This window comes from Arthrobacter sp. R1-13, assembly GCF_054161475.1.
This window is the reverse complement of record NZ_CP096420.1, coordinates 4,422,073-4,447,618: the sequence shown is the minus strand read 5'-3', so window position 1 is coordinate 4,447,618 and position 25,546 is coordinate 4,422,073. Positions and strand designations below refer to the sequence as shown.

At 61.4% G+C, this 25,546-nt stretch carries 26 protein-coding genes; 12 read left to right on the top strand and 14 right to left on the bottom strand.

The window, feature by feature from the left end; genetic code table 11:
- Nucleotides 1-178: 178 nt before the first annotated feature.
- Entirely contained in the window at nt 179-601 is a 423-nt protein-coding gene (locus M1D88_RS20555; RefSeq protein ID WP_458112550.1) for a DUF1801 domain-containing protein, read from the bottom strand.
- Between the two features lie 166 nt (nt 602-767).
- Here M1D88_RS20555 and M1D88_RS20550 point away from each other — a divergent pair, with 166 nt between their 5' ends.
- On the top strand, nt 768-1,415 hold the full coding sequence (locus tag M1D88_RS20550; protein WP_458112549.1) for a CE1759 family FMN reductase: 648 nt from the start codon (nt 768-770) through the stop codon (nt 1,413-1,415).
- A gap of 101 nt (nt 1,416-1,516) precedes the next feature.
- Nucleotides 1,517-1,861 carry a TFIIB-type zinc ribbon-containing protein gene (locus M1D88_RS20545; protein ID WP_458112548.1) on the top strand — a complete coding sequence of 115 codons (345 nt, stop codon included), beginning with the start codon at nt 1,517-1,519 and terminating at the stop codon, nt 1,859-1,861.
- A gap of 2 nt (nt 1,862-1,863) precedes the next feature.
- Here M1D88_RS20545 and M1D88_RS20540 read toward each other — a convergent pair whose 3' ends face one another.
- Both M1D88_RS20540 and M1D88_RS20535 read right to left on the bottom strand, forming a co-directional pair.
- On the bottom strand, nt 1,864-2,433 hold the full coding sequence (locus M1D88_RS20540; RefSeq protein ID WP_458112547.1) for a hypothetical protein: 570 nt from the start codon (nt 2,431-2,433) through the stop codon (nt 1,864-1,866).
- Between the two features lie 3 nt (nt 2,434-2,436).
- Nucleotides 2,437-2,892: a hypothetical protein gene (locus tag M1D88_RS20535; protein ID WP_458112546.1), complete on the bottom strand. Its 456-nt coding sequence runs from the start codon at nt 2,890-2,892 to the stop codon at nt 2,437-2,439.
- Between the two features lie 705 nt (nt 2,893-3,597).
- Here M1D88_RS20535 and dnaB point away from each other — a divergent pair.
- Complete coding sequence (dnaB, locus tag M1D88_RS20530) at nt 3,598-4,977, top strand: replicative DNA helicase (protein ID WP_247041818.1); 1,380 nt, start codon at nt 3,598-3,600, stop codon at nt 4,975-4,977.
- Nucleotides 4,978-5,099: 122 nt separating this feature from the next.
- Here the strand turns inward: dnaB and M1D88_RS20525 are convergent, their stop codons facing one another.
- Nucleotides 5,100-9,575: a rhamnogalacturonan lyase family protein gene (locus tag M1D88_RS20525; RefSeq protein ID WP_458112545.1), complete on the bottom strand. Its 4,476-nt coding sequence runs from the start codon at nt 9,573-9,575 to the stop codon at nt 5,100-5,102.
- A 397-nt stretch (nt 9,576-9,972) separates the two neighbouring features.
- The gene (locus M1D88_RS20520) at nt 9,973-10,407 is read right to left on the bottom strand and encodes a DoxX family protein (RefSeq protein ID WP_458112544.1); all 435 of its coding nucleotides are present in this window, start codon (nt 10,405-10,407) and stop codon (nt 9,973-9,975) included.
- Between the two features lie 152 nt (nt 10,408-10,559).
- On the opposite strand from M1D88_RS20520, the gene M1D88_RS20515 reads away from it, so the two are divergent.
- The 3 genes from M1D88_RS20515 (at nt 10,560) to M1D88_RS20505 (ending at nt 13,001) form a co-directional block, all read left to right on the top strand.
- Entirely contained in the window at nt 10,560-11,912 is a 1,353-nt protein-coding gene (locus M1D88_RS20515) for an MATE family efflux transporter (RefSeq protein ID WP_458112543.1), read from the top strand.
- A gap of 55 nt (nt 11,913-11,967) precedes the next feature.
- Nucleotides 11,968-12,558 (top strand): hypothetical protein, encoded by a 591-nt coding sequence (locus M1D88_RS20510; RefSeq protein WP_458112542.1) that lies wholly within the window; start codon nt 11,968-11,970, stop codon nt 12,556-12,558.
- A gap of 68 nt (nt 12,559-12,626) precedes the next feature.
- Nucleotides 12,627-13,001 (top strand): hypothetical protein, encoded by a 375-nt coding sequence (locus M1D88_RS20505; RefSeq protein WP_458112541.1) that lies wholly within the window; start codon nt 12,627-12,629, stop codon nt 12,999-13,001.
- A gap of 22 nt (nt 13,002-13,023) precedes the next feature.
- Here the strand turns inward: M1D88_RS20505 and M1D88_RS20500 are convergent, their stop codons facing one another.
- Nucleotides 13,024-13,572, bottom strand: coding sequence for a CGNR zinc finger domain-containing protein (locus tag M1D88_RS20500; protein WP_458112540.1), 549 nt, complete (start codon nt 13,570-13,572; stop codon nt 13,024-13,026).
- Nucleotides 13,573-13,644: 72 nt separating this feature from the next.
- On the opposite strand from M1D88_RS20500, the gene M1D88_RS20495 reads away from it, so the two are divergent.
- Nucleotides 13,645-14,730, top strand: coding sequence for an EamA family transporter (locus M1D88_RS20495; RefSeq protein WP_458112539.1), 1,086 nt, complete (start codon nt 13,645-13,647; stop codon nt 14,728-14,730).
- 54 nt (nt 14,731-14,784) lie between these two features.
- On the opposite strand, the gene M1D88_RS20490 is transcribed toward M1D88_RS20495, so the two are convergent.
- Nucleotides 14,785-15,054, bottom strand: coding sequence for a WXG100 family type VII secretion target (locus M1D88_RS20490; RefSeq protein WP_458112538.1), 270 nt, complete (start codon nt 15,052-15,054; stop codon nt 14,785-14,787).
- Nucleotides 15,055-15,299: 245 nt separating this feature from the next.
- Between M1D88_RS20490 and M1D88_RS20485 the strand changes: the two genes are divergently transcribed.
- Nucleotides 15,300-15,572 carry a DUF2277 domain-containing protein gene (locus M1D88_RS20485; protein ID WP_247048560.1) on the top strand — a complete coding sequence of 91 codons (273 nt, stop codon included), beginning with the start codon at nt 15,300-15,302 and terminating at the stop codon, nt 15,570-15,572.
- A gap of 18 nt (nt 15,573-15,590) precedes the next feature.
- On the opposite strand, the gene M1D88_RS20480 is transcribed toward M1D88_RS20485, so the two are convergent.
- The 4 genes from M1D88_RS20480 to M1D88_RS20465 all read right to left on the bottom strand — a co-directional run bounded on the left by M1D88_RS20480 (nt 15,591) and on the right by M1D88_RS20465 (nt 19,485).
- Nucleotides 15,591-17,954 (bottom strand): heavy metal translocating P-type ATPase, encoded by a 2,364-nt coding sequence (locus tag M1D88_RS20480; RefSeq protein ID WP_458112537.1) that lies wholly within the window; start codon nt 17,952-17,954, stop codon nt 15,591-15,593.
- A gap of 68 nt (nt 17,955-18,022) precedes the next feature.
- On the bottom strand, nt 18,023-18,253 hold the full coding sequence (locus M1D88_RS20475) for a heavy-metal-associated domain-containing protein (RefSeq protein ID WP_458112536.1): 231 nt from the start codon (nt 18,251-18,253) through the stop codon (nt 18,023-18,025).
- Nucleotides 18,254-18,329: 76 nt separating this feature from the next.
- Complete coding sequence (locus M1D88_RS20470) at nt 18,330-18,677, bottom strand: metal-sensitive transcriptional regulator (protein ID WP_458112535.1); 348 nt, start codon at nt 18,675-18,677, stop codon at nt 18,330-18,332.
- A gap of 301 nt (nt 18,678-18,978) precedes the next feature.
- Complete coding sequence (locus M1D88_RS20465; RefSeq protein WP_458112534.1) at nt 18,979-19,485, bottom strand: universal stress protein; 507 nt, start codon at nt 19,483-19,485, stop codon at nt 18,979-18,981.
- Between the two features lie 420 nt (nt 19,486-19,905).
- Between M1D88_RS20465 and M1D88_RS20460 the strand changes: the two genes are divergently transcribed.
- Genes M1D88_RS20460 through M1D88_RS20450 form a run of 3 tightly spaced genes read left to right on the top strand, consistent with a single transcriptional unit; the run spans nt 19,906 to nt 21,588 of the window.
- Nucleotides 19,906-20,106 carry a hypothetical protein gene (locus M1D88_RS20460; RefSeq protein ID WP_247048544.1) on the top strand — a complete coding sequence of 67 codons (201 nt, stop codon included), beginning with the start codon at nt 19,906-19,908 and terminating at the stop codon, nt 20,104-20,106.
- 54 nt (nt 20,107-20,160) lie between these two features.
- The gene (locus tag M1D88_RS20455) at nt 20,161-21,270 is read left to right on the top strand and encodes a WD40/YVTN/BNR-like repeat-containing protein (RefSeq protein WP_458112533.1); all 1,110 of its coding nucleotides are present in this window, start codon (nt 20,161-20,163) and stop codon (nt 21,268-21,270) included.
- A 30-nt stretch (nt 21,271-21,300) separates the two neighbouring features.
- Nucleotides 21,301-21,588, top strand: a complete 288-nt coding sequence (locus M1D88_RS20450) for a MoaD/ThiS family protein (RefSeq protein ID WP_458112532.1) — start codon at nt 21,301-21,303, stop codon at nt 21,586-21,588.
- A gap of 46 nt (nt 21,589-21,634) precedes the next feature.
- Here M1D88_RS20450 and M1D88_RS20445 read toward each other — a convergent pair whose 3' ends face one another.
- A complete protein-coding gene (locus tag M1D88_RS20445; RefSeq protein WP_458112531.1) occupies nt 21,635-21,871 on the bottom strand; it encodes a hypothetical protein in 237 nt (78 codons plus the stop codon).
- Between the two features lie 175 nt (nt 21,872-22,046).
- Here M1D88_RS20445 and M1D88_RS20440 point away from each other — a divergent pair, with 175 nt between their 5' ends.
- The gene (locus M1D88_RS20440; RefSeq protein WP_458112530.1) at nt 22,047-22,784 is read left to right on the top strand and encodes a hypothetical protein; all 738 of its coding nucleotides are present in this window, start codon (nt 22,047-22,049) and stop codon (nt 22,782-22,784) included.
- Nucleotides 22,785-22,797: 13 nt separating this feature from the next.
- Here the strand turns inward: M1D88_RS20440 and M1D88_RS20435 are convergent, their stop codons facing one another.
- Nucleotides 22,798-24,492 carry an alpha-amylase family protein gene (locus M1D88_RS20435; RefSeq protein WP_458112529.1) on the bottom strand — a complete coding sequence of 565 codons (1,695 nt, stop codon included), beginning with the start codon at nt 24,490-24,492 and terminating at the stop codon, nt 22,798-22,800.
- Nucleotides 24,489-25,517, bottom strand: a complete 1,029-nt coding sequence (locus M1D88_RS20430; RefSeq protein ID WP_458112528.1) for a TIGR03885 family FMN-dependent LLM class oxidoreductase — start codon at nt 25,515-25,517, stop codon at nt 24,489-24,491. Before M1D88_RS20430 ends, M1D88_RS20435 begins: the two co-directional genes overlap by 4 nt.
- Nucleotides 25,518-25,546 lie beyond the last annotated feature (29 nt).

Below are 25,546 nucleotides of genomic sequence, written 5' to 3'. Positions count from 1 at the left end.
GGGTTCCCTGAAACCGAGCTTGCGAGGTTTTAGGGGCGCTACGCGCGGCAAGTAGCCTTCCGGCTTTCGGGCCGTCGGTTGCGCAGTCCTGAACTGCTGAAGGCCCCCGCACCATAACCTCCAAGGTTCTGGTTGCGGGGGCCTTTGCTTTAACGTTCGGCACTGCATTTCCGGCCGTTTACGAGTGGTGCATCACCGTGGTGTTGTGGCGGTGGGCGGCCTGGATCAGCTCCACGAGAACGTCCTCGTCGACATCTTCGAGACTGTTGATATAGAGGCAGGCAGCGCCCAAGGTGTACTTTCCCAGCCTGGGCAGCAGTGCTGAAGCCTCCGGCGCATAAGTAAGTCCATAGAGGGAGAGGCTCCCCTTTCGGGGCGAGAACCCGACGGCCACCGTGTCGCCCTCCCGGCCGCTTTTGTAGCGATAGTGATAGCTGCCGAACCCTACGATGCTCGGACCCCACATCACAGGAGCCTCACCGGTGTTCTCTTTCATCAGCGTGAGCAGGCGGAATCCGTCCCTGCGGCGTACCGGGTGTTCGACCCCCTCCAGAAAATCCTCGACGGACTCCGGCGTTGGTTGGGTCTTGTTTTCAGCCATAACGGCAGTTTTTCAGACCTTGATTGCCTTGTCAGCAAGTGGTTGCGCTGAGGAGTGCACGAAATCGTGACGGCCGGGTACCTGCTCCGGAATAAACAAGCGTGGGCGTCGGTTCTTGAGGTAGATGCAAATGCATGTAGACCAACGATCCTTTCAGGAGTCAGCCGTGGAAACCCGCCACATCACAATTATCTCCGCCGGGCTTGGCGTTCCGTCGTCGAGCCGTCTGCTCGCGGACCAGTTAGCTGCTGCGGCCAGCCGGGAATTGAGCGCGGCCGGCTACCTGGCCGAAGTGGACGTCGTCGAACTCCGGGACCTTGCGGTGGATATCGCCAACAACTTTGTCACCGGCTACGCCGCTCCCCGCCTTGCCGGTGTTTTGGCGGGAGTCGCTGCGGCTGATGGCATCATCGCCGTATCACCGGTCTTCAGTGCCTCCTACAGCGGCCTCTTCAAGTCCTTCATGGACGTGGTGGACCCCGCGTCACTGGAAGGGAAAGTGGTGCTGCTGGGCGCCACGGGCGGCTCCGACCGCCATCAGATGGTCCTTGACTATGCAATGCGTCCGCTGTTCAGCTACCTGCGGACGCGCATTGTACCGACTGCCGTCTTCGCTGGCCCCCAGGACTGGGGAAACACCGACGGCGGAGGGTCGCCGCTTTCTGCCCGGACCGAGCGGGCGGCGGCGGAGTTTGCCGAAATGCTTACGGCCCCGCGTCAGGCGAGGGGATCATCTTATGGACACTCTCAGGACTTGGCGTCCCTTCCGTTCGAGCAACTTCTGGCAGGCATTTCCGGTAGCCGGAACGAGTAGCGTCAGGGAAGCCGTTCCGTCCTGAACGCTCCTTTGAACTATTTCGCGGTGCCGATCGTTGTGGGGTCATGAAGTGTCCTGTGGATTCAATTGACCTGATAATGAGCGAACGCAGCGGTGTGGAGATTGACTACTGCCCGCAGTGCCGCGGTGTGTGGCTGGACCGTGGGGAGCTGGACAAGATCATTGACCGCGCCGCCGAGATGGGAACCGGGCAGGCTCCGGCGGCACCGCCTGCTCCCATGCCCCCGGCGGGCATCGTTCCTCCGCCGCTTTACAACATGGATCCCCGCCGGAATGACAGGTCAGAGCGCTACCGCCCGGAGCAACCCCGCTACGATGACCGCGGCCACGACCGCAACTACGGAAAAGGGTACGACCGGGACTACGACCGCCGGCGGCCCAAGAAAAAGGAAGGCTGGCTCGGAGACCTCTTCGACTTCTAAAGCTAGTCGTCCAGGAGGTCGATGAATTCCCGGGCCTGCTTGATGGTGATATCCGAGTGGCGGGTTAAGGCCAGGGCAGCCCCCTCAGTATCTCCGCTTTTGGCAAGGGTCCGGATCCGGCCATAGATTTCGTCGTTGAGCATGTTGCTGCTCACCTCACGGGTCACGTCGCCTTTGCTGGCGATAGCCCGGTAGCGATAGGCGAAGCGCTGCGGCGCGTCGTCGTCCTCGTCCCTCTCCGGCTGTTCTGCGGCGGGAGCGCGGAAGGGCTGCGGGTGGGCAGCCAGGGCGCCGACGGCGTCACGTGAGGCACGCAGGCCCTCTCCAGCGGCTTCGTAGTAGAGCTTGATGGCTGCCATGGCCTGCCCCTGCGCAATGAGTGCGTACAGCCGGCGGTGCTCGTCCTCCGTAAGCTTGGCTGCCGCAGCCCGCGCCAGTTCCAGCTGGGTCATAGGGGTCTGGCCCCCGGAGTTTGAGGCGTTACGGGCCCTGCCGTTCCAGGCGCGGCTGGCCAACAGAACGCCGGCTCCGACGATGAGCAAGATAACGACGGGGATCACTAGCGATTCCATGGACTACAGCCGATCTATGTAATTCTTGGCGGTACGGAGGTCTGAGCGGGTGGCTTCGCGCAGCATTTTGATGGCTTGAATCTTGTGCCCGCTCCGTGCCAGGGCTTGCAGCTCGAGCTCGAAGTGGGGATTCAGTTGGCCTCCTGGGAGGACCGGTGCATGGTATCCGCTGCCAGTTGAGGCGTGCGCATGCTGCGCCCTGTCCCGGGCATTATCCCTCTGCTGCGATTGTTGTTGTTCGTTCTGACTTGGACGGGTGGAGGCATCCACACGTGCCCTTAGGGCCTCTGCAGCTTGAACCTGTTTGGCATAGTGGGCTTGGGAGCGCATGGCCAGATCCAGCTGATAGCGTTCGGCGTCTGAGATGCCGGGGTTCCGCGGCCTTAAGGCGGTGGAGAGCCCCCATAGAACTGCCACCATAATTACGGCCGGCAGTATGACTTGCAGTACATCGCCCATATTTAGAGCTTATGCCAGATGGCTGTTATCCACAGCATATTCCGCGGCTTGCATAAAGGAAGTGCGGCGACAGTTGTTGAAATGGAACGCAGCCAGAACGGACGGCATCGTCCGGGTTGCCGTTTTGCCGCTTCTATGCCTCCGTGCCGGAGTCTTTCCCCAGAGGCCAAGGTGCAAGCTGTGGATGAAGCTTTGAATAAAAAACTTTTCATCCACAGCTGCAGTCTGACGTTTGCGCAGGTCAGAGCCTTAGGGTTGAGCAAAGATTTTTTGTTTCCACAGTTTCCCCCACAGGCTGTGCACAAGCAGGAACAGGTAGTACACAGGTTATCCACAGGCGTGGACAAAGCCCCGCTTGGTGCTTTCTCCACAGCAGACTACCGTTGCGGAATACCCGAAATTTTGGGTGCCAAAAAGTGTCTTCCAATGCAAAGGACGGCTCACTGAAGGCCTTATTTTGGCTTTTTGTGGGCTGTTCTGTGGATAACTCTGTGCCAAATGGGGATAAACGCACTAGGGCGGGATCGCAAAAACTGTCGTAGCCGGCTGATACCACTGGCAGAGAGCCCACCGTGAGGTGAGACGGTCTGGTGAAGGCGGTCCGATTAGGACTGTCTGCTAAAGACGTGGCGCCGAAGGGCAGATGGTTTACGCGCGGCTGTGTTGGAGTTCTGTGCACACAGCGCACTATGGAGGACGGCAGCTTTGTCAGTTACGCACCTGGACTCAATCGAGGGCACTCGGAGCGCGGAAGGCAGCCGCAAACCGCCTCAGGACATTCCGGCTGAGCAATCAGTACTTGGCGGCATGATGCTGTCCAAGGACGCCATCGCCGACGTCGTCGAGATCCTCCGCGGCCAGGACTTCTACCGGCCGGCCCATGAAACCATCTATGAAGCAGTGATCGACCTCTACGGCCGCGGCGAGCCCGCTGATGCCGTCACGGTGTCCGATGAACTGACCAAGCGCGGTGAGATCAACCGCATCGGCGGCCCGGCGTACCTCCACGAACTTATCCAGACGGTTCCGACCGCGGCGAACGCCGGCTACTACGCCGAGATCGTTGCCGAACGCGCCGTTCTGCGACGCCTCGTCAACGCAGGTACCAAGATCGTCCAGCTTGGCTACGGACAGGACGGTGAGGTTGAAGACCTCGTCAACCAGGCCCAGGCCGAGGTTTATGCCGTGGCTGAACGCCGGACTGCCGAAGACTACGTGGTCCTCAAGGACGTCATGGAGTCAACGGTTGACGAAATCGAGGCCTCGGGTCACCGCGGCGAAGGAATGACAGGGGTGCCCACAGGCTTTTACGAGCTCGACGAGCTGACCCATGGACTTCATCCGGGCCAGATGATTGTCATCGCTGCCCGCCCTGCAGTGGGAAAGTCAACCTTCGCTTTGGACTTCGCGCGCTCGGCAGCCATCAAGAACAATCTGGCCACAGTGATGTTTTCGTTGGAAATGGGCCGGAACGAAATCGCCATGAGGCTCCTCTCGGCCGAAGCAACCATCGGCCTCCAGGATCTCCGCAAGGGCACCATCAAGGACGAACAGTGGTCCAAGATCGCCACCACCATGGGTCGCATGAACGATGCTCCCCTGTTCATCGACGACAGTCCCAACATGTCCCTGATGGAGATCCGGGCCAAATGCCGGCGCCTCAAACAGCAGCACGATCTCAAGCTGGTCATCCTGGACTACCTTCAGCTCATGAGCTCGGGCAAAAAAGTGGAGTCCCGCCAGCAGGAAGTATCTGAATTCTCCCGTGCGCTGAAACTCCTGGCGAAGGAACTTCAAGTGCCGGTGATTGCCCTCTCCCAGCTGAACCGTGGATCGGAACAGCGACAGGACAAGCGGCCCATGGTTTCTGACCTGCGTGAATCAGGATCCATCGAGCAGGATGCCGACATGGTAATTCTGCTGCACCGCGAAGACGTCTATGACAAAGAGTCCCCGCGCGCAGGGGAAGCAGACATCCTGGTGGCCAAGCACCGTAACGGTCCCACCAAGGACATCGTGGTTGCTTTTCAGGGGCACTATTCGCGGTTTGCGAATATGGCAGCCGACGCCGGTGGCGGGTTTTGACGCCAGCGGGTTTTGACACCAGCAGGCTTTGAGGCCAACGTGTTTTGACAAAAAGGGCTGCCCCACCAAAACGGTGGGGCAGCCCTTTCAGGTTGCGCTCTGCCTGGTTACGGCACCCTTGGCTACCGGGTTCCGGTATACACGATGTCCGGCATCGCCGGTGTTTGCATCCCCATGCCGATAAAGAACCCGGGATGCGGTGGCTGGTTGTAGGAGATGTTCTCCCTTGCAACAGAGAGCCGGTACACAGGATCGTGCATCAGGGTGCGGAGCCGGACGTCCGTGGATGCGGACGTGGTGTAGATCCGGAGTTCCGTGCTGTCCGCTGACGGCCAGGCGATTTCCTCCCGCCAGTCACCCAGGAGGTCAGCCTGGATGGCCGGCGTTCCCTTGGTGCTGTTGTTGGATTTCGCCCCGGCGGCCGTGAGCAGCCTGTCGCTTGCCTGGGTCTCCCAGTTCCACTTCGCGATGGTGGGTGTTCCGCTGTTAGTGGTCGCGTTCCAGTCGTGGTCCACAATCTCACGCAGCAGGTCTCCGTCCCACCAGGCAAGGAAGTTGGCGGCCGGGATCCTCTCCGAAAGCAGCTCTCCCTTTGCAGAACGCAACTGCCCAACCGGTGAGTTCCAGGCGGCGTCTCCGCCGATTGCCCAGCCTTCGGCACCGGCATGCCGCGGATCCACGTCGCCTGCAGCGGCCCGTCCTGTGTCCTTGGCCGCGGGGATGCTCCAGAGAACTTCACCTGTTCCGGAGTCACGGAAGGTGGCGCCGCGGTTTCCGCTAGCTCGCATGTCTTCGTGCGCCGCGAACGTCTCCAGGCCGGGCCTGGACGGGTCAAGGTCACTGGTGTGGATGGCGTCCCCGTGGCCAAGGCGGGTGGAGTAGAGCGGTTTGCCGTCGTCGTCGATGGTCATTGAACCGAAAACGAACTCATCCTTGCCGTCCGCGTCCACGTCGGCAACGGACAGGTTGTGGTTCCCTTGCCCTGCATACTGCGGGCCGGCGGAGTCGGAGTCAAAGATCCAGCGTTTGACGATCTTGCCATCCACCAGGTCATACGTGGCAAGTACCGTGCGGGTGTAGTAGCCGCGGCTGAACATCATGGACGGCCGTTCGCCGTCGAGGTAAGCCACGGCACCCAGGAAGCGGTCAACCCGGTTGCCGTACCCGTCTCCCCAGGCTGCGACGTCACCTCGCGGCGGATCGTACTTGACCGTGTCCATGATGGTGCCGGTCTGGCCGTGGAAGACGGTCAGGAATTCGTCGCCAGTCAGGACATACCCGGCGCTGCTGCGGTAATCAACGTTGGGGTTTCCGATCACCGTTCCAGCGGCGTCCCGAGTTCCGTCAGCCGTCTTCATTGCGACTTCGGCCTTGCCATCGCCGTCGAAGTCGTAGGCGAGCAGCTGCGTGTAGTGCGCCCCGGCGCGGATGTTGGGACCCATGTTGATCCGCCAGAGTTTGGTGCCATCCATCTTGTAGGCGTCGATGTAGACGGTGCCCGTGTAGCCTGCCTGGGAGTTGTCCTTGGAGTTGGACGGGGACCACATCTGGACGACCTCGTACGTGCCGTCGCCGTCCAGGTCCGCCACCGTGGCATCTCCTGCCGAATAGCTGTAGGGCTGCCCGTCCTTGGTGTAATCGTTGGCTGGCTTGTCCAGTTTGATGGCCAGATAGTCCTGGGCCAGGGGCGTGAACTCCGCTGTCAGCTGATCAGATCCGTTGCCCACGGCCTTGACGACGTATTTGGATGACGCCGTGCCTGCCGCATCCAGATAGGTGGTGCTGTCCTTGACGGGATCAACCGTTAGCTGGACGCCGTCACGGATCACGTGGAAGCCGATGCTTTGGGAGTCGCGGCCGAGCATTCGCCAGCCCACCCGTACTCCCTGATCGGTCAGCATGGCCACAGGTGCACGGTCCAGATTCTCCATCTGACGGTTCACAATGGTGACCTTCTCTGTGCCGATCACAAGCGAAGGAGCGGACTCCCCGCCCTTGTTGATGGCTGATACCCGGTAGTAGTACCTGATGGTGGTGAGCACCGAATGGTCAGTAAAGTCCACCTCACTCGAGCGTCCCACAAAGCTGAAAGTGCCTTCCGGGGACGTCGAACGGTACACGTGATACGCCGTCGCGCCAGTAACTTTCTGCCACTTCAGGCTCACGCTGGTCTTTTCAATACCCTTCACGTCCACCTTCGCAGGTGCGGCCGGGAGGGGAGTGTTCGGGTCAGTGAGGGAAACGTCCGCAACGTTGGAGGGAACGGACTCCAGGCCGGTGTTGTCAACAGCGGTGACGTGGTACTTGTAGGGGAGTCCGGCGAAGGCGGTGATGTCCTTGAATCCGGGCGTGGAGACGTTCTCAGCCACCAGAGTCGGCTGGCTTTCGTAAAATGCCTGCCGGAAAACCCGGTAGCTTGCGGCGTCCCCTACCGCGTCCCAGGCCAGTTCGACGGCGGGAGGATCCGCTGCAGCGTCGACGCCTGTCGCCCGCAAGTTCGTCGGTCCGATGAGCAGCGGTGTCACTTCGAGCCCGTTCAGCCTCTGGCCGGACCCGCTGATGGTCAGGTTGAGCTGGCCGTCGGTGACGAGGACCTGGTTGATGATCTTTGTGGCGGAAGAGGCACGGCTGGAGGATACCTGTCCATAACCCTTTCCTTCGACCGCGACGTCCGTACGCGTCGAGCCGATCCAGTCGCTGTGGTAGGTCTTCAGGGCGTAGGTGCCGTTGGGGACGTCGAGCTGGAATTCGAAGCTGGTGCCACTGAGCACGAAGTCGCGGAGCAGCGCAGTGGTGACGTTGCCGCGGTCCCGGTCAGAGAGAACCGAGAGGTCCTTGAAACCGAAGCCCCGCTCCTTGCTGTAGGCCATGGTGCGGTTTACCTCGGTGTAGTTCGGCTCCACAGGGGCACCGACCGGGCCGAAATCGAAACGGTACTTGGCCTCTTTGGTAGTGACCGTCAAGGGGTCGCTGGGTTCGGAATCTCCCTTTCCGTTCGTCGCGGTGACGCGAACCGTATAAGAAGTACCTTCGGCCAGCCCTGAAAGATTCGTGGTGGGGACGGTGGAGGTTGTGGCGAGTTTGTAGGCCGACTCCGGTTCTGCTGCCAGTTTCCGGTAGATCTTGTAGATGTCAGCGCCTTCAGCGGGCTGCCATTTGAGCAGGGCGCCCGCGTTGGAAACACTCCCCGCGACCAGGCCCACGGGCTTGGCAGGAACGGCGGAAGGGGGTGTGATTTCCTTGACTCTCGAGGCAAGGGGAATGTTAAGTCCCTTTACGCCACCGGCTACCAGACGGGCGATGTGAATTGCGCCGTACTCCTGGAAATGGGTGTTGTCCACGGTTCCGTTGGGGCGGTTCGGGTAGACGCCGGCGTCAACGTGCAGGAAGACGGATTTGGTGGCTTCCGGGCCGATTTCGTCATAGTAGGCGCGGCTGAGGGAGGAAAGATCAACCAGCGCAACGTTTTCCTCGGCGGCCAGTTCCTTCATCTTCTCAACGTATTCCGGGAAGCTGACATTGAATTTGCCTGTAGCCTCGTCAAAGTCCCGGCGGCCCACCGGGGTCACCAGAACAGGAGTCGCGCTGCGCTGCCGGGCTCCATTGACATAGGTGCGCAGGTACTCCTTATAGTCGGCCGGTGAGGCGTAGCGATCATCGACGCCTACTGTCGCGTCATTGTGGCCGAACTGCACCATCAGGTAGTCGCCGGGGTTGATGACTCTCAGGATCTCGTCCAGGCGGCCCTGGCTGATGAAGTTCTTGGAGCTGCGGCCGCCGATGGCGTGGTTGTAGAACGTCACTTTTTCGTCGAAGTAGCGCCCGATCATCTGGCCCCATCCGGCCTGGGGCGCAAAGCCGGGGTCGTAGGTCTGAACAGTGGAGTCGCCGGCAAGGTAGACACCCGGATCGGCAGTCGCGCTGCGCGGTTGGCGGGCAGAGATGACCAGGGAGTTTATCTTGGCAGCCGTTCCGGTGAAGTCCAGGTTCAGTTGACCGTCGACGAGGGAAATAGGGAATTCCATTTCGAGGAACTGGCCCGCTGGCTTGTCCGTGAGCTGCACCTTGGCGATTTTTTCAGCCGTAATTGCAATGTTGGTGGCGGCAGCAGAATCACCGGCGATGAGCTTTACGGTGTAGTCCCCGTTGGGCAGGTCCACTAGAAAGCTGCTTCCTTGTGCCTGCACAAAGTCGGAACGCAGGGCATCGGGGGTGCCGCGGTCCTCTCCGGTAGTGACGGAGGTGTTGGTGAACCCGAATTTTGATTCAAGGCTGTAGGCTTGGGCGGCATTTACCTGCGTGTAGCCCTCTTCCGTCGCCCCGGGGCCGAAATCGAAATGGAATCCCGAGCCCGCGGCCGGAAGCCCGGTTTCGGCATGGACGGCGGGAAGACCTGTAAAGGCAATGGCCACCGCCGCAGCGGCCGCCGTGAGAACCTTGGCGCTGCTCCCGGCAGCCCTGGAACGGGTCGCATGGACTGGTGCCGGACTCTGCCCGGCAGGGTCAGGCCGGAACGGGCTCTGTCCGGGCTTGGCTGGCCTGTGTCGGGTTGGGCGTGCAACATCCTGCCCTGGCGGATCTTGAGAGGGGTAGTTCACGAACATCTCCTTTGATGGCGCGTGGATATGCCAAACCACACTGTCGGGCTGTGGAACGTTTCAATCTGTGTTGCAGTCAGTCCTTTTCCAGGAACTGAAGGTGCTGCATGGTTGGGGGAGACCTGTGGCATCGGAATGGCGCGGAACCACCATGCATTGGAACCAAGGTTTATCAGTGGATCGTTTCAAACGTCAAGGCTTTTTGGTTCATTCCTGTTAGTTTTTGTTCGGATCTCACGATTAGGGCTAAGCAGGAGCCCTCGATCGGAAGCTTGCCGGGAACGTTTAACCGGCGACGGCGGCCCGCCACCGCAAAGGTGACTGGACCCGCCGTCGTCGTTGTCCTGGCCTATGGGGTTGCCTACCTGGAGGCCAACCCAGCACGGGCTAAAGCAGGCTAAGCAAGCACGCTGAGTTTGCTGCGGCTCCGGCCGAAAGTGGCATTGTCCACTGAAAGCCTGCCGGCACCGGTCAGGGCAACAGCAGCGGCGGAGGTTGCCAGGAGCAGAACCAGTTCGTAGCCGCCAGCAGCGGCAAATACACCCGCGGGGGCGTGTACCAGGAAGAGCGCACCGAGCATGTCGAGGGCCAGGAGGGCTGCAAAGACGCGGGTCAAAACCCCAAGGATGAGGGCAATTCCGCCAACCAGTTCCAGGGAGGCCACAACGGGGGCGGCGAGGTCGGCAGCGGGAACGCCCATCTTTGCGAAGGAAGCCTGGGTTCCAGCAATGGTGAACTCACTGAACTTCTGCCAACCATGGGCAGCGAAGAGAAAACCTGCAATAACGCGCAGGGCGGTCTGGGCCGTTGTGGTCATGATGGACTGGTTCATATTCTTATCACCGTTTCGTAGGGGCCGTGCCGTCAGTTGGTTGACTGCCAAGCCTTGCGGTTGGTTCAGCCTCCGAGTCTTCCGCATCAATACTTGAACTGTCAACTAAATTTCGGTACCTGTGGCGCAAAGCATGCCGCTAGGCTAAATCCGTGCCAAAAACGCCTTCCGTGACCCGGCCCGAGCCAGTCACTGGTCACCGCCGTGAGATCTTGCGGTTGGCAGTGCCCGCGTTTGGAGCTTTGATCGCCGAGCCGCTGTTCCTCCTCGCCGACTCCGCCATCGTCGGACACCTGGGCGTGGCCGAGCTGGCCGGAGTGGGACTGGCTTCGGCAGTTCTCCATACGGCAGTAGGTTTGATGGTTTTTCTTGCCTACTCCACGACTCCGGCGGTGGCACGGGCAATCGGCGACGGGAAACTACCGAAGGCACTGGCTGCCGGACGTGATGGAGTATGGCTTGCTGTTGGTCTCGGGACCATACTGGCTGCCGCAGGGTCTGTCTTCGCAACGCCGGTTCTGGAATTGATGGGAGCGCGGGGTGCAGTCCTGGACTTCGCTGGTGACTACCTCCGCTGGTCCATGCCCGGGCTTGTAGCCATGCTGCTCATCTTTGCGGGAACCGGGGTTCTGCGCGGCTTGCAGGACACCAGAACGCCGTTACTTGTGGCTACCGCAGGGTTCGGTTTGAATATCGTCCTGAACCTTGGGCTGGTGTACGGTCTCGGCTTGTCAGTGATGGGTTCGGCCGTAGGTACAAGCATCGCGCAGTGGGCCATGGCTCTCGTATACGTGATCAAGCTGGAACGGAAAGGGCGCGAGCACGGGATCTCCCTCCTTCCCAGCTGGACCGGCATTCGAGCCATGACGACGATCGGGTCCTGGTTGATGTTGCGGACTCTCAGCCTTCGTGTGGCCATCCTGGCGACCGTCTTGGTGGTGACTTCCCAAGGACCCGTAAACCTGGCTGCACACCAGTTGGCCATGACCATCTTCACCTTCTTTGCCTTCGCACTCGATGCCCTCGCCATCGCCGCACAGGCCCTGATCGGCAGGGAGCTAGGTGCTGCCCGGGCGGCTAAAGCGCGGCAGCTTACGGCCACCATGGTCCGTTGGGGTGTCGGCTTTGGAGTTCTGACGGGAGTCCTTTTAGCTGCCGCGGCTCCCTGGGCGGGCGCATTATTCACTTCCGACCACGATGTCCGCTCAGCTCTTACGCTGGCCTTGTGGGTCCTCGCCCTGGGGCAGCCGCTGGCGGGATACGTCTTCGTTCTCGATGGTGTCCTCATCGGCGCGGGCGACGCCAAGTACCTGGCGATTGCCGGCGTCGTTAATCTGGTCTTTTATGTGCCGATGCTTCTGGCTGTCGTGTTCTGGGCGGCCGACAGCGTGGCGGGGCTGGTTTGGCTCTGGGTTGCCTTTGCGCTGGGCTACATGCTGGCCCGCGCTGTCACGCTCGCACTGCGCGCCCGCGGCGACCGCTGGATGGTCCTTGGCTCACACTGACGCACGGGGCACTCGTTCGGTCCGGACGCTCTCCTGGCCGCACTAAACTGGACCCGTGACTGTACCTGCAACTCCCGCCGAGCCTGCTGCCCCTGTCCCGTCGGCTGACCTGTGGAAGCCGGTTCTCACGAGGGCAAGTGTCGCGCTGGCCTTCGGTGCGGTGACCATCTTTTGGGCCCAGCCATCAGTGCTGGTCCTTGGCGGTGCCGGAGGGCTCTATCTGGTGGCAACGGGCCTGGCGCTCCTGTGGTCGGTCAGAAAGACCGGTTTCAGGCGGGACGAACTGCCGGGCCGGCTCCTTGCGGCAGGTCCGTCAATCATGACCGGAGCCGGAGTTGCTTTGCTGTTCCTGCCCGGGGACTTGATGTTCGGAGTATTTGCCGCGCTGGCACTGACAGTTGTGGGAGCGGTTGAGCTGTACGTCGGCCTCCGTTATCGCAGGCATCCACTAGGGCGTGACTGGGCTATTTCCGGCGTCATTGGTGTGGGCACCGCCGTCGCACTGCCGTTCTTCATTTCCCTCGGCGCGCACGCCCTGCTGGGAGTTGCCGGAGGAGGGGCCATTATTTCCGGTGTTCTGTGGATCCTGGCCGGACTGACGCTCCGCTACGATGCGCGCGCTGTTTCCGTAAAGGCCGTAAACTAGGAACAGGCTTCTACCTCGTGTAGAAAATTTTGTGTTGAACGTGACGACAAGTCAGTGGAGGAATCATCGTGCCAGACCAGAAACCAGGAGAGCCGCGCAACCTGCGGACCTCGGTGAAGGGACCGCTGATGTTCTCTGCGTTCTGGGCTGTGGTGGCGTTTGTTGCTGTTCTCATCTTCGCCTCGGGGGGAAGCTCACGCTCGCCCCGTTTCGATCTTGCCCTGACGGGCGCCGGGATTGCTTTCATCGTTACCCTCGTCATCGCAGCAATGCTGTCCATGAGCTACAAGGACAATGCCGAGCACCTGGGTAAAGGATCCGGCGTGAATCTCAGTTCGAAAAAACCGGGCGGTCACGGCGGTTACCGCGCAGGTTCAGGTAGCGGCGCTTCCGGAGCCGCCGGCGCTGAAACCTCCGATGGGCCGGAAGCTGACCGCCTGTAGCACTGCCCGTCGAACGGATCTGTCAGCTGGATGTCGCAGCTTGGCGGGCGCGATAGGCCGCAACGTGCGCCCGGTTGGCGCAGTTTCCGGTATCGCAGTAGCGCTTTGAGCGGTTACGGCTCAGGTCCAGCACCACAGCATCGCAATCCTCGGCAGCGCAGACCAGCATCCGGTCCATTTCCTTGCTGCGGATAATATCCACCAAGGCCATTGCCGCCTCCGTGCTCATCCTGTCTGAGAGTGGCGCTTCCCTTGTGGTGGCATGGAGATGCCAGTCCCAGCCATCGTGTTTGATCAGTTGGGGGAGGGCCTTGGCGTCACGAAGAAGCCGGTTAACAGTGGCGACGGCGGTATTCTCGTCTGCCTCCCACACCTCTGCCAGTTCTGTTCGGAGTGAGTGGATGCTGGCCAGTTCGGCCCCGTCGCGGGTTCTGGAACCGCTGAACCCCTCAGCTTCAAGAAAGGCATCCAGCTGCTCAATGGTGGCCAGATGCTCCTCGCCGTTGGCAGCGCTATTGATGAGGTTGACGACGGTGCGGAGAGCCACCTCTGTGTCAGGGGCAAAGATCACCTTGACTCCTTACTCGGGCTGAGCGTAATGTAATGACCATTACCCCACTTTACTCCTGACAGGAGGCAGTCTGTGCCTGCCGCAAACAACTCCATCCCGGCCACCGCGAAAGATGCACGCCAGCCTCGGGCGGCTACGGGTTTTTTGGCGTCCGGCTTAGGAGTTGCCCTGTTTTCCTCTGCTGTTTTTGGACTCTCAGGGTCCTTCGGCAAGGCTTTGCTTGAAACCGGATGGACTCCTGGCGCCGCTGTTACGGCACGGCTTACCGGAGCGGCCCTGATCCTCGCAATCCCGGCCATCCCTGCACTTCATGGCCGCTGGCATCAGCTGAAGGACAACTGGGTCACCATTCTCTTGTTTGGACTGATCGGCGTCGCCGCCTGCCAGCTCTTCTATTTCAACGCAGTCGAAAGACTCTCGGTGGGTGTTGCCCTGCTGCTCGAATACCTGGCACCAGTGCTGATAGTGCTGTGGCTGTGGGTCGCCAGCCGCCGGCGTCCGCGGCCTCTGACGATTGCCGGCACGTTGCTCTCCCTGGGTGGGCTGGTCCTCGTCCTGGATCTCACCGGAGCTGTGAAGATCGACTTCATCGGAGTTCTGTGGGGCTTGGCTGCAGCTGTTTGCCTCGCCATCTACTTTTTTATCACCGCCAAGGAGAACGACAGCCTGCCCCCCATTGTCCTGGCGTCCAGCGGTCTGATGGTGGGTGCGGCAGTAATGTGGCTAGCCGCCGCGACCGGACTTTTGCCCATGACCTTTAGTACCGCCGATACCAAACTGGGTCCCTGGATCACACCATGGTGGGTGTCGGTGGCTGGATTGGTAGTCCTCGCCACCGTGCTGGCGTATGTTGCGGGCGTTATGGCTGCCCGCGCCCTGGGCTCAAAAGTTGCTTCGTTTGTGTCGCTGACGGAAGTGCTGTTCGCTGTTATCTGGGCCTGGCTGCTGCTGGGTGAACTTCCCGGTCCCATCCAGCTGCTGGGCGGCGCACTGATTGTTGGCGGCGTGATTCTTGTTCGCCTGGACGAGCTCCGGCTCGCCGCCCAGCCGCATCCGGATGCGGCGGCGTCGCTGGCTGCCCAGGCTCTCGACCACGCGAACGACGTCGAACCTTTGTGCCGCACCGCTCCCACGACCGAATCGCTGGCAAAAAAGTAGGCAGAAAAAAATATGGCCCGGACGCTGAGCGTCCGGGCCATCCTGCTTTGAAGCCTAGTGAGCGTTGGAAGTGCTTTCCTGAGCCTGGGCATTGTTCCTGGCCTTGGTGCCGGCCTCCTGGAGAGCGTTGATGACCTTGGTCAGCGCGGCGGTGTGCTCCCCGTTCCAGTCATTCTTGAAAGCTTCGGCGTCCGGGCCCTTCCAGTCGACGTTCTGGACCAAGCCGGTAAGCGTGGACTTCGTCTGCTGGATCTCCTCGGAGCCCCGCTGCAGCTTGCTGCCCAAGTCCCGCAGCGACTGTACATCTGCACCCCAAATGGCCATGATTATCTCCTTCTTGTCAACGGATTCGATTCAACAATCGGCATCCCCAGCGGCCTCCGGCTGATCCGGAAGATCCATTACCTAGAAGCTATCCCGCATCCCAAAGCGTGTCGATGGGCACCGCTCCCCATACACTGCTCCACCATCCCTTGCCGGCATTTCGTGTTATCCGGGTGGCGGGTGAGGGGCGGGGACGTGGCTTCCGGGGGGTCGATCCTAGGCGTTCCAGAGCCTAGCATGGAGCTATGTGCCGCAATATCAGGACCCTGCATAACTTCGAACCGCACGCCACGCCGGATGAGGTTCAGGCCGCTGCGCTCCAGTACGTGCGCAAGATCAGTGGGAGCACCAAGCCGTCCAAAGCCAATGAAGAGGCGTTCAACAGGGCTGTGCACGAGATCGCCCACATCACTGAGCACCTCCTCGACGCCCTGGTGACGCATGCCCCGGCGAAGGACCGTGCCGAAGAAGCTGCCAAGGCCAGGGCGAAGGCAGCCATCCGTTACGGCACTGCCTGATCAAGCGGCGCGTGGACCTTACTTGGGCTGGCGATCCCTTGCGCCGAACCGACGCAGCCTCAGCGAGTTCGCCACCACCAGTACGGAGCTGGCAGCCATGGCGGCACCCGCGATCATGGGGTTAAGAAGGCCTAGAGCGGCTACCGGAATTCCAACTGCGTTGTAGAAAAACGCCCAGAACAGGTTCGTTTTGATGGTGGACAGTGTGCGGCGGGAGAGTTCGATTGCCTGGGCGACCTGCCCGAGGTCGTTGCCCATCACGGTGAGATCAGCCGCCTCGATGGCAACGTCAGTTCCCGAACCCATAGCAATGCCAAGATCGGCCTGTGCCAGTGCAGCGGCGTCGTTCACGCCATCGCCGGCCATGGCTACTGTTGCTCCGGCAACCTGCAGCTGGCGGACCGCGTCCACTTTGCCCTCCGGTGTGACGCCGGCGTACACATCCTCCGAATGAATCCCGACGTCGGCAGCCACCTGAGCGGCCACGGCAGCGTTATCGCCGGTCAGCAGGACCGGGCGCAACCCCAGGTTCCGCAGCCGCTCGATGGCAGCGGCGGAACCAGGCTTGATGGTGTCGCGAAGGGCGATAATGCCTGCCACTTCTCCGTCCACCGCCACCCAGATAACGGTGGCACCCGACTCCTCTGCAGTCCTGAGGGCGTTCCGCTGCTCCGAAGTGACAGGCATGCCGTTCTCCTGGAGCCACCCGGTGCGGCCCGCCACCACTTTTCGTCCGTCAACTGTTCCCAGAACCCCTCCGCCAGGAGCGGAGGCGAAGTGCTCGACGGCGGGCAGCCGTCCGGCGTCGTCGTTACCCGTGGGAAGTGAAGTGCTGTCAGCCGGCCGTCCGGCTCCAACAGTAGAGCGCGCGGCAGCGGCGATGGCATGGGCGATGGGGTGCTCTGACGCGGCCTCCACCGCGCCGGCCAGGAGCAGAACGTCTGCTTCAGAATGTTCGCCGAATGCCTGGACTGAGTCCACCGCAAGTTGACCCGTGGTGACCGTTCCGGTTTTGTCCAGCAGGATGGTGTCCACGGTCCGGGTGTCCTCGAGGACCTGCGGGCCCCTGATCAGGATGCCCAGCTGAGCCCCGCGGCCTGTGCCCGTCAGCAGTCCGACCGGCGTTGCGAGTCCAAGGGCACACGGGCATGCGATGACCAATACTGCGACGGCGGCCGTGAAGGCTGCCCGCACCTCGTCGTCTGAGATTTGGGGCCCCGCAGCCAGCAGCCACAGCCCGAACGTGACTGCGGCGATGACCAGGACGACGGGTACAAACACGGAACTGATTCGGTCTGCGAGGCGTGCGATTGGCGCCTTTCCAGTCTGGGCCTGGGAAACGAGCCGTCCCATCTGGGCCAAGGTGGTTTCAGAGCCCACCCGGGTGGCGCGCACCAAAAGGCGCCCCGAAGTGTTGATTGTGGCGCCCGTAACCAGGCTGCCGGAAGCCACCTCCACCGGCACCGATTCGCCCGTGACCAAGGAGGCGTCAACGGCAGATACGCCATCAATCACCTCGCCGTCAGTGGCAATTTTCTCGCCCGGCCGGACGACGACAACGTCTCCCACCACGAGTTGGCTTGCTGGAATGCGGTATTCGGCTCCGCCTTCGAGCACTGTTGCATCCTTGGCGCCAAGATTGAGGAGCGTCCGGAGGGCATCCCCGGCCCTTTGCTTGGCATTCGCTTCCAGATACCTGCCGAGCAGGAGGAAGGTGGTGACCACTGACGCGACTTCAAAATAGAGCCCACCTGTCTCCATCTCCGCCATGCCGACGTGTTCGGTCATAAGTGGATCCATGAGCAATTGCCAGGCCGAAAAGGCGTAGGCGGCAATCACTCCGATGGAAACAAGGGTGTCCATGGTGGAGGCGAAGTGGCGGGCGTTGATAGCGGCGGCGCGATGGAAAGGCCACGCTGCCCAGCTGACAACAGGCAGAGCGAGAACGCCCACAACCCAGCCCCAGTTGGCGAACTGGAAAGCCGGGAACATCGAAATCACGAACACCGGCACCGTGAGGATGGCTGCGACGATCAACCGAGGCCTAAGTGCTTCCGCAGCGCCACCGGTCACATGCTCGGCATGCTCGGTCGGAACCGAAACCTCGTCTCTTTCGGGCTCGACGCTGCCTGAACGCGTTGGCTTTCGGATGGTTGCTTTGTAGCCGGCTGAGGCTACTTGGGCCGTGATCTGTTCGTCTGTGATGCCGTCCGGGACTGTGACGTGGGCGGACTCCAGCGGGAGGTTGACTGAGGCTTCTACGCCGTCGAGCTTGCCCAGCTTCCGTTCCACACGGCTGACGCAGGACGCGCAGGTCATCCCCTCGATATCAAGTTCAATCACCCGGCCTCCGGGTTGGTTCAGCAATTGCTCATTACTCACGGTGGTGTCCTCGGGGATTGTGGTTCAGGCTGAAGCGGGCGTGGCGCCGTCGCGGGAGCAGTAGGCTCTCAGGCGTTAGTAGCAACCACCAGGTATCCGGCTTCCGCCACGGCTTCGCCGATCTCCGATGCCGAAAGCTCCCTCTCGGAAGTCACAGTGACGGTGGAGATGCCTCCGGCGTTGAGGTCGACGTCGACGTTTTCCACGCCGTCCAACGACTCCAGTTCCTCGCTGACGGCCGAGACACAGTGGCCGCAGGTCATGCCGGATACGTTGACGATGGTGGAAACAGGGCTCATGGTTGGGTCCTTCGCGTTGGAGTCGGCCGGCGCGCTGTGGTTCATCAGCCGGACGGTGTGATGGGTTTGATTGCCGCTACCGCAGCAGGCGCCCGATGGCATCGGTGGCCTCCTTGACCTTGAATTCGATTGCTTCTGCACGCAAAGCAGCGTCAGGTTCACCAGCAGCGCCTACTACGCAATGCCCGATATGCTCCTCAACCAATCCAAGGCTGACGGCGTGCAAGGCCTTCGTAACGGCAGAAACCTGAGTCAGGATGTCAATGCAGTACTTGTCTTCGTCCACCATCCGCGCGATTCCGCGGACCTGCCCTTCGATGCGCTTGAGCCGGCGCAAATACGCCTCCTTGTTGGAGGTATAGCCGTGTTGAGGCTGGGGCTCTGCCTCCGCAAGGCCTGTGACAGCTTCTTCAGGTGCGTTCATATGGCCAAGGTATACCCATAGGGGGTATAGGGTCAAGTACCCCCTAGGGGTATGCGAACCGATCGCTGGACAAAAAAGAGCTCCGGAGTGCGTTATTGGGGGATACGCACTCCGGAGCCGTCTATGGGCAGGCTCTTCTTTGTGCCTGCGAATTCCAGCATACTGTCCGATGCTGGCGCATACCAGCACCCGGAATTACTACTTTCACTTTATTTACACAATGCGCTTCAGGTACCTCGGGAGGCACCAACACAAGCGGCCGGAGTGCGTGCAAATTAGGTTGGTGGGTTGGTGGTGGGTGTTAGTCCGGGATCTCCCTGTGCGCCCCAGTGTGGGGAGGCACCACCAGGACGGGGTGATCTTGATGGTGGCTGAGCCAGGCGGCCACCGAACCATTGAGCACCTCGGAGATTCTGTGAACGAGTCCACGTTCACTGGTTCCCACGATAATCATGGAAGCATGGGCCTCTGCGGCCAGCCTGCCCAGAGCGCGGGCAGGATCGCCGGCAAGGATGCGCAAGGACCACGTGATGCCCTTGTCCTCACAGGCCGCGGATACCCTGGTTTGCAGCTCCTCCGTCACAGAGCGGATTTCGGCGTCGTCGGCGTCGGGGTGCAAGGACAGTCTGTGCGCGGAGCGGGCAGGATCCCATTCCACCAGGTAGCTTGCCTCGTCCACATAGCTGCAGATCAAGTGAGCATCGAGCTTCCCGGCCAGGGCGGCAGCCGTACTCAGCACCTCGGGGTGCTGTCCGGGAAGGAGGCCGACCACCAAGGGAGGCTGGCCGTTGGAAGATTCCGGGGACATACCCTCATTGTGGCCCTGCCGATCCAGCTTGAACAGCAGCGGGAGAGTCCAGCCGGGCGCGGGAACAGAAAAGCCTGCCGCCGAAGTGTGGCGGCAGGCCGTTACTGGCTGGCCTACCGGCAGCAGCCGGTCTCATCGCAGCAACCATCCCCACAGCATCCCTCGGGCACCCCGCTCACCTCCTCTGCGCTTGGCCGTACATTGATGATCTTCAATATGGATAGTATTTGCCTCAATATCGACGATTGTCAATGTTTAGCGGAACCCCAGGCGTCCTGCGAGGAGCAATAGTGGGTTCCATACATCCGCACCGGACAGCAAGCCTAGACTGCATTCCTGACGCGGAGGCGTCGTCCTCGCCGGACATTGTCCGCCGCCGTCAACCGGCCTAACGTTGAGGCATAGGAGAGGTGGATATTGATGCAAATCTTTATGTGGTGGCTTGATCTGGATCTTGACAGCAAAGAGTGGCTCCGCGAGAACCTGCGCGCCGAGGAACTCCCGCTTCCGGTGCTTCAGGGGATTGCCGAAGCAGGCGGACCGCACCCCGACTCGCCCAGGAATGTACTGACTGAAGCCGACTGGGACTTCATCGAGACGCAATCGGAGTTCGTCGACTGATCTACCGCCGCAGGTGCTTGGAAACCATTGCCTCCTTCCGGCCGGAGTGGTTGCATGGTGGGCATGGCAACCGCAGAGCGTTATATCTTGGCGATCGGAACCAAAAAGGGCCTTTGGCTGGCGAACAGCCAGGACCGGAAGCAATGGTCCCTTTCCGGCCCCCATTTCCTGATGAGTGAGATTCCCAGCATCGGAATCGACACCCGGGACGGCAGAACCAGGATCATGGTGGGCGTTCGTTCAGAGCACTGGGGGCCAACTGTCGCCCACTCCGATGATCTTGGTGAAAACTGGACCGAGCCCGAGCAAGGCGCCATAAAGTTTCCCGAAGGCACCGACGCGGCCTTGGAGCGTATATGGCAGATCTACCCTGATGCAGAATCCCGCCCGGGTGTGGTCTGGGCTGGCGCCGAGCCCATTTCGGTGTGGAAATCTATCGACGGTGGCGAGCACTTCGAGCTGAACCGGGGGCTGTGGGACCATCCCCATCGTGGAGAATGGGGAGCCGGCTACGGGGGCGCGGCCGCCCACTCCATCGTGGTCAATCCGTCCGGAGACAACGTTCATGTCGCCATGAGTACAGGCGGTGTTTACCGCTCACTCGACGGCGGAAGCTCCTGGAAGCCCCGGAACAAGGGAATTTCCGCCTATTTCATGCCTGATCCCAATCCGGAATTCGGTCAATGCGTCCATAAGATAGCTGCTGATCCCGCCGTCGAGGGCCGCTTGTACGCGCAGAACCACCACGGCGTCTACCGAACGGATAACAACGGAGACACGTGGGAATCCATCGCGGACGGGCTCCCGGCCGACTTCGGATTCGTGATGCTGACGCATCCGCGAAGGGAGGGTACCGCCTGGGTGGTTCCCCTCAAGGCCGACGGCGAGAGAATTCCGCCGGACGGGAATCTCGCCGTGCACCGAACCGACGACGCCGGCGATTCCTGGAAGCGTTTGGATTCCGGGTTGCCGCACGGTGAATACAACGCGGTGCTCCGTGACGCTGCCTCCGTGGATTCCGCGGAACCCGCCGGGGTGTACTTCGGAACCCGCGGCGGTTCGGTCTATGCCAGCGCCGATGAGGGCGAAACGTTCAGCGAGGTCGCATCGCATTTGCCCGACGTGTTGTGCGTTCGGGCCGCGGTAGTTGCCCAGGCGGGGTAAGGATCCAGGCAGGATTCCTGAGGTGAGTCAATGAGTGAGATCAGCGTGTTGTTGCCCAGCGTTCTGCAGCCACTCGCCGGCGGGCAGTCCGTACTGACTGCGCCCGTAGACGAAGCGGTTACTGTGGCGTCGTTGCTGGACGCGGTGACCGGGGATTATCCGGTGCTCGGAAGGCGGCTGCGGGATGAAACCGGTGCCCTCCGCCGCTACGTGAATATTTACGTGAACGGGGATGAGGTCCGGCGTCTGCAGGGTCTCGATACAAAGGTGGCTGCTGGACAGGAAGTGCTGGTCATCCAGTCCGTGGCCGGCGGCTGAACTGCCGGCGGAAGGGTTGAGCTGTCAACGGAAGCCGCAAAGTGCCTCAAGCAACCCGCCACACACTGCATTCATCTGCGCTGATTGCCTTACGCATTCCGCTGACGTGGTCCATGATCCACACGACGCCGATACCCGGCGCTGTCTCCTGAACCCTCCCTCGGCGGATTACGACGTCGTCATAGCCGGGACCTATTGAGAGGCGGGCTTCAATCTCGTCGCCACGATGCAACTGGTCGAGGGCACGAACGCGGGTTATGTGGGCTTTGGCTTCCTTTAACATTGCTGGCCTCCTGGTTGGAGCTGGCGCCGGCTGTTCCGGCACTTCCAGTGTGCCGCCCCATTATTGCCAAGGCGTTTCACGACGGTAAGCGCTGGGTTAGGTTTCTGCGCCTCACTTGTTTCTTGGGTTTCTGCCCGCTTGAAACCTTTTTGGTGTTGCCGGACACTTCAGGGCAATGGCACTGGAACGGGACCAGCAGGGGGAAACGGTGATCGGGTTCAAAGATCGGGGCAGGCGCCTAATGGCCGGGCTGGTTGCTGCGGCACTGCTGCTCGCCGGATGTGCGCCGTCGGACACGCCAACTGCTGTCCTGCCGGATTCAGGCTCGTCCGGTACCGACGGTCGGGAAGCATACGTCGAGGAGGATACGCTCAACGCTTTCGCAGGCAACGGCCCAACTGGTGACTATGATCCTTATCAATCTCCGGATGAACTGGCAACGGTCAGCGAGTTGGCAATTTCCGGAACGGTCGCGGGCGTCCGGGAGGGCCGAACCCTCTACTACCCGCAAAATGACCAGGCGGAGGGGACGACGTCCATCGTACTGATAGTGAACGTCACCGAGGCGGTGAAGGGTAAACTGCAGCCGGGAACCGACGGGCGGGCCTACATTGAGTTCTTTCAACCCGTCCAGAGCGATCTTTCGTCTTATGGCCGGGCCTTCCCTGAAGGCAGCTCGGTAGTGGCCTATCTGGCTCCTGCCGGAGAGGGTGAACCGAACGAACGTGTCGACGTCGCGATAGAAAACCCGGAGGCCGGAAGGCCGACTGGGCAGGTGTTGTACCGTCCAGTCAGTCCCCAGGGCCTGATTCTGCAGGTTGAAGGACACGACGTCGTGTGGCCCCTTCTGCGAGCTCAGAAGACGGGGCCCATCTCCCGGGCGCTGCCTGGTGGCGACCTGATCGCCGTCTAGGAACCCGCCGCGGTTACAGAATCCGGCGGTCCTCCGGGTGCTGGAGCCTGAACCACCGGAAGCCGTAACGGTCCAACTGGAGTTCGAACCCGCCGTCGTCCTCCACCTCGATGTCCTCCCCGTCCAGCAGGTCCAGCAGGACCGTCCCCCCGTAGCTTCGTTCGGGCTCATTAGGTGATGCCACGCTGGCTATCAGGGCCGCAGGTTGGGAGCCCATGTTGTGGGCCAGAACCAGGGTGGAACCATCGCTGGTGCAGCGGTGGAGCAGAACCCGTGGATGCGGCTGCTCGATCACCTCGAAGCGGCCCCAGCCCAACTCGGGACTTTCCCGGTAGCGCTGGATGAGTGTGGCCATGAAGTTCCACAGCGAGCCGGGATCGCGTTTGGCGCCGGCCGCATTGACGTTCTTTGGCCCAAAGTAGCCTTCGACGAGCGGTGCCACCAGCTGGTCCGCGGGGGCAGTAGAGAAGCCGCCGTTTCGTGTGTCGTTCCATTGCATAGGGGAACGGACTGCGCCCCGCCCCTTGATCTCGAGGTTTTCGCCCATGCCGATTTCCTCACCGTAGAAGAGCACGGGGGTGCCGGGCAAGGAGAACAGCAGAGAATAGACCATGCGGATCCTGGCCGGATCACCGTTCAGCATGGTGGGCAGACGGCGACGAAGTCCCCGCCCGTACATCTGCATGTCCTCGTCCGGTCCGAAGGCCGCAAACACCTCTGCGCGTTCGGTATCGCTGAGCTTATCCAGGGTCAGCTCGTCATGATTGCGCACAAACATGGCCCATTGGTTGTCCGGATGGATGGCAGGCCGGCCAGCCAGCGATTTCGCTAAGGGACGTGCGTCTTCCCGTGCCAGGGAGAGGTACATGTTCTGCATTGTCAGAAAGTCGAACTGCATATTCAGTTCATTGCCCTCGGGCCCGCCGAAGTATTTCAGCTGCTCCTTGTAGGGCAGATTGACCTCTCCCAGCAGTACTGCGCTCCCGTTGCGCCTGTTGAGGAAGCTGCGCAGGGCGCTCAGGTAGTCGTGGGGATCGGTCCTTGCGGCCTCGTCCTCCGGTTCTCCGCGCAGCTCGAGGAAAAACGGAACTGCGTCCAGCCGGAAACCGTCCAGTCCAACCTGCAGCCAGAAGCCCATGGACTTGGCGATTTCGTCCCTGACCTTGGGATTTGCCACGTTGAGATCCGGCTGGTGCTTGGCGAACATGTGCAGGTACCACTCACCCGTGGCTGAGTCCTGAGTCCAGATGGCGGTTTCCTCTCCGGGGAAGACCACCTGGTCAGAAGTGTCAGGCGGAGTATCGCTGCGCCAGACGTAGTAGTCGCGGTATGGGTTGTCCACCGACTTGCGGGCTTCCTTGAACCAGGGGTGCTGGTCAGAGGTGTGGTTGATGACGAAGTCGGCAATGACCCGCATTCCCCTGTCCTTGGCTGCCCTGATGAACTCCACCACGTCCCCCAGCGTTCCCAGGCGCGGATCCACGCCATAAAAGCCCGTGACGTCATAGCCGTCATCCCGGTCGGGGGAGGGATAGAAGGGCATGAGCCAGAGGCAGCTCACACCCAAAGCGGCCAGATAGTCCACACGCTGCGTGAGGCCGCCGAAATCGCCGATGCCGTCGCCGTCGTTGTCGAAGAAAGTTTCGGGGTCCACGCAGTAGATCACGGCGTTCTTCCACCAGAGATCAGAAGTTTGAGCGAGTCTCACGGCGAAACCTCCTGGTCCAGGGTGACAGAGCCGTCAAGAGTGACTGAATTCAGGGGACCGGCGTTGGATCCCCGGAGTTCGGGCAGGACCCGTTCGGCGAAGGTGTTGATGAACGGTTCCTGATGCTGGCCGACGAAGTGCAGATACAACTCGTCAAAGCCAAGGTCCACGTATTCCTGCAGCCAGGCTGCATGCTGGGCTGTGTCCGCCGAGACGTTCACCACCTTGCGGATCTGTTCCTCTCCCACGGCCGCGCTGACGCCGTCGAAATGCGCTGCTGTAGGCAGGTCCCAGATCACCGGCGGCGAGAAGACGTTCGAGTGCCACTGGTCCAGGGCGATGGCCACGGCATCTTCTTCCCGCTCCGCCCAGGACAGATGCACCTGAAGCACTGCCTTACCTTGGCCGCCGTTGTCCCGGTAAGCCGCAAGCATTTCCCGGAGCTTTTCAGCGGGCTGGTTGACGGTGACCAGCCCGTCAGCCCACGCCGCGGAACGACGCGCAGTGTCCACACTCACGGCAGGCGCGATCAGCAAGGGCTTGATCTCCGGAACATCCCAGAGCCTTGCCTGTTGCACCGTGACCACCCCGTGGTGCGTGACTTCCTCACCCGCATGCAGGCGACGAATGATCTCAACGCACTCCTCCAACCGTTGCTGGCGGATCTCTTTCGGGGGCCAGGGATCACCGGTGACGTGCTCGTTCATGTTTTCGCCGGATCCGGGGGCCAGCCAGAACCTGCCGGGAAACATGTCCGCGAGGGTTGCTGAGGCATGGGCAATGATCGTGGGGTGATAGCGCTGGCCAGGTGCTGTGACGACACCGAAGCGAAGGGATGTGGTGGCGAGTGCTGCCCCCAGCCAAGACCACGCAAAGCCGGAGTGGCCTTGGCTTGCTGACCAGGGCTCGATGTGGTCGGAGCACATTGCGGCGTCGAACCCCGCTTGCTCTGCCAGCTGGACGTCCTTCAGCAGCTGGCCTGGACTGATCTGTTCATGCGACGCGTGAAATCCGAAGGTAGCCATCGTTAACGTCTACCGTTGCTGCCCTCCGG

Excerpts from the sequence above, each read along its gene's own strand:
- M1D88_RS20455 (WP_458112533.1), top strand. The coding sequence starts at position 20,161 with ATGGTGGGCATGGCAACCGCAGAGCGTTATATCTTGGCGATCGGAACC.
- M1D88_RS20475 (WP_458112536.1), bottom strand. The coding sequence starts at position 18,253 with ATGAGCCCTGTTTCCACCATCGTCAACGTATCCGGCATGACCTGCGGC.
- M1D88_RS20520 (WP_458112544.1), bottom strand. The coding sequence starts at position 10,407 with ATGAACCAGTCCATCATGACCACAACGGCCCAGACCGCCCTGCGCGTT.
- M1D88_RS20450 (WP_458112532.1), top strand. The coding sequence starts at position 21,301 with ATGAGTGAGATCAGCGTGTTGTTGCCCAGCGTTCTGCAGCCACTCGCC.
- M1D88_RS20490 (WP_458112538.1), bottom strand. The coding sequence starts at position 15,054 with ATGGCCATTTGGGGTGCAGATGTACAGTCGCTGCGGGACTTGGGCAGC.
- M1D88_RS20465 (WP_458112534.1), bottom strand. The coding sequence starts at position 19,485 with ATGTCCCCGGAATCTTCCAACGGCCAGCCTCCCTTGGTGGTCGGCCTC.
- M1D88_RS20555 (WP_458112550.1), bottom strand. The coding sequence starts at position 601 with ATGGCTGAAAACAAGACCCAACCAACGCCGGAGTCCGTCGAGGATTTT.
- M1D88_RS20485 (WP_247048560.1), top strand. The coding sequence starts at position 15,300 with ATGTGCCGCAATATCAGGACCCTGCATAACTTCGAACCGCACGCCACG.
- M1D88_RS20540 (WP_458112547.1), bottom strand. The coding sequence starts at position 2,433 with ATGGAATCGCTAGTGATCCCCGTCGTTATCTTGCTCATCGTCGGAGCC.
- M1D88_RS20445 (WP_458112531.1), bottom strand. The coding sequence starts at position 21,871 with ATGTTAAAGGAAGCCAAAGCCCACATAACCCGCGTTCGTGCCCTCGAC.
- M1D88_RS20460 (WP_247048544.1), top strand. The coding sequence starts at position 19,906 with ATGCAAATCTTTATGTGGTGGCTTGATCTGGATCTTGACAGCAAAGAG.
- M1D88_RS20535 (WP_458112546.1), bottom strand. The coding sequence starts at position 2,892 with ATGGGCGATGTACTGCAAGTCATACTGCCGGCCGTAATTATGGTGGCA.
- M1D88_RS20545 (WP_458112548.1), top strand. The coding sequence starts at position 1,517 with ATGAGCGAACGCAGCGGTGTGGAGATTGACTACTGCCCGCAGTGCCGC.
- M1D88_RS20470 (WP_458112535.1), bottom strand. The coding sequence starts at position 18,677 with ATGAACGCACCTGAAGAAGCTGTCACAGGCCTTGCGGAGGCAGAGCCC.
- M1D88_RS20430 (WP_458112528.1), bottom strand. The coding sequence starts at position 25,517 with ATGGCTACCTTCGGATTTCACGCGTCGCATGAACAGATCAGTCCAGGC.
- M1D88_RS20440 (WP_458112530.1), top strand. The coding sequence starts at position 22,047 with ATGGCACTGGAACGGGACCAGCAGGGGGAAACGGTGATCGGGTTCAAA.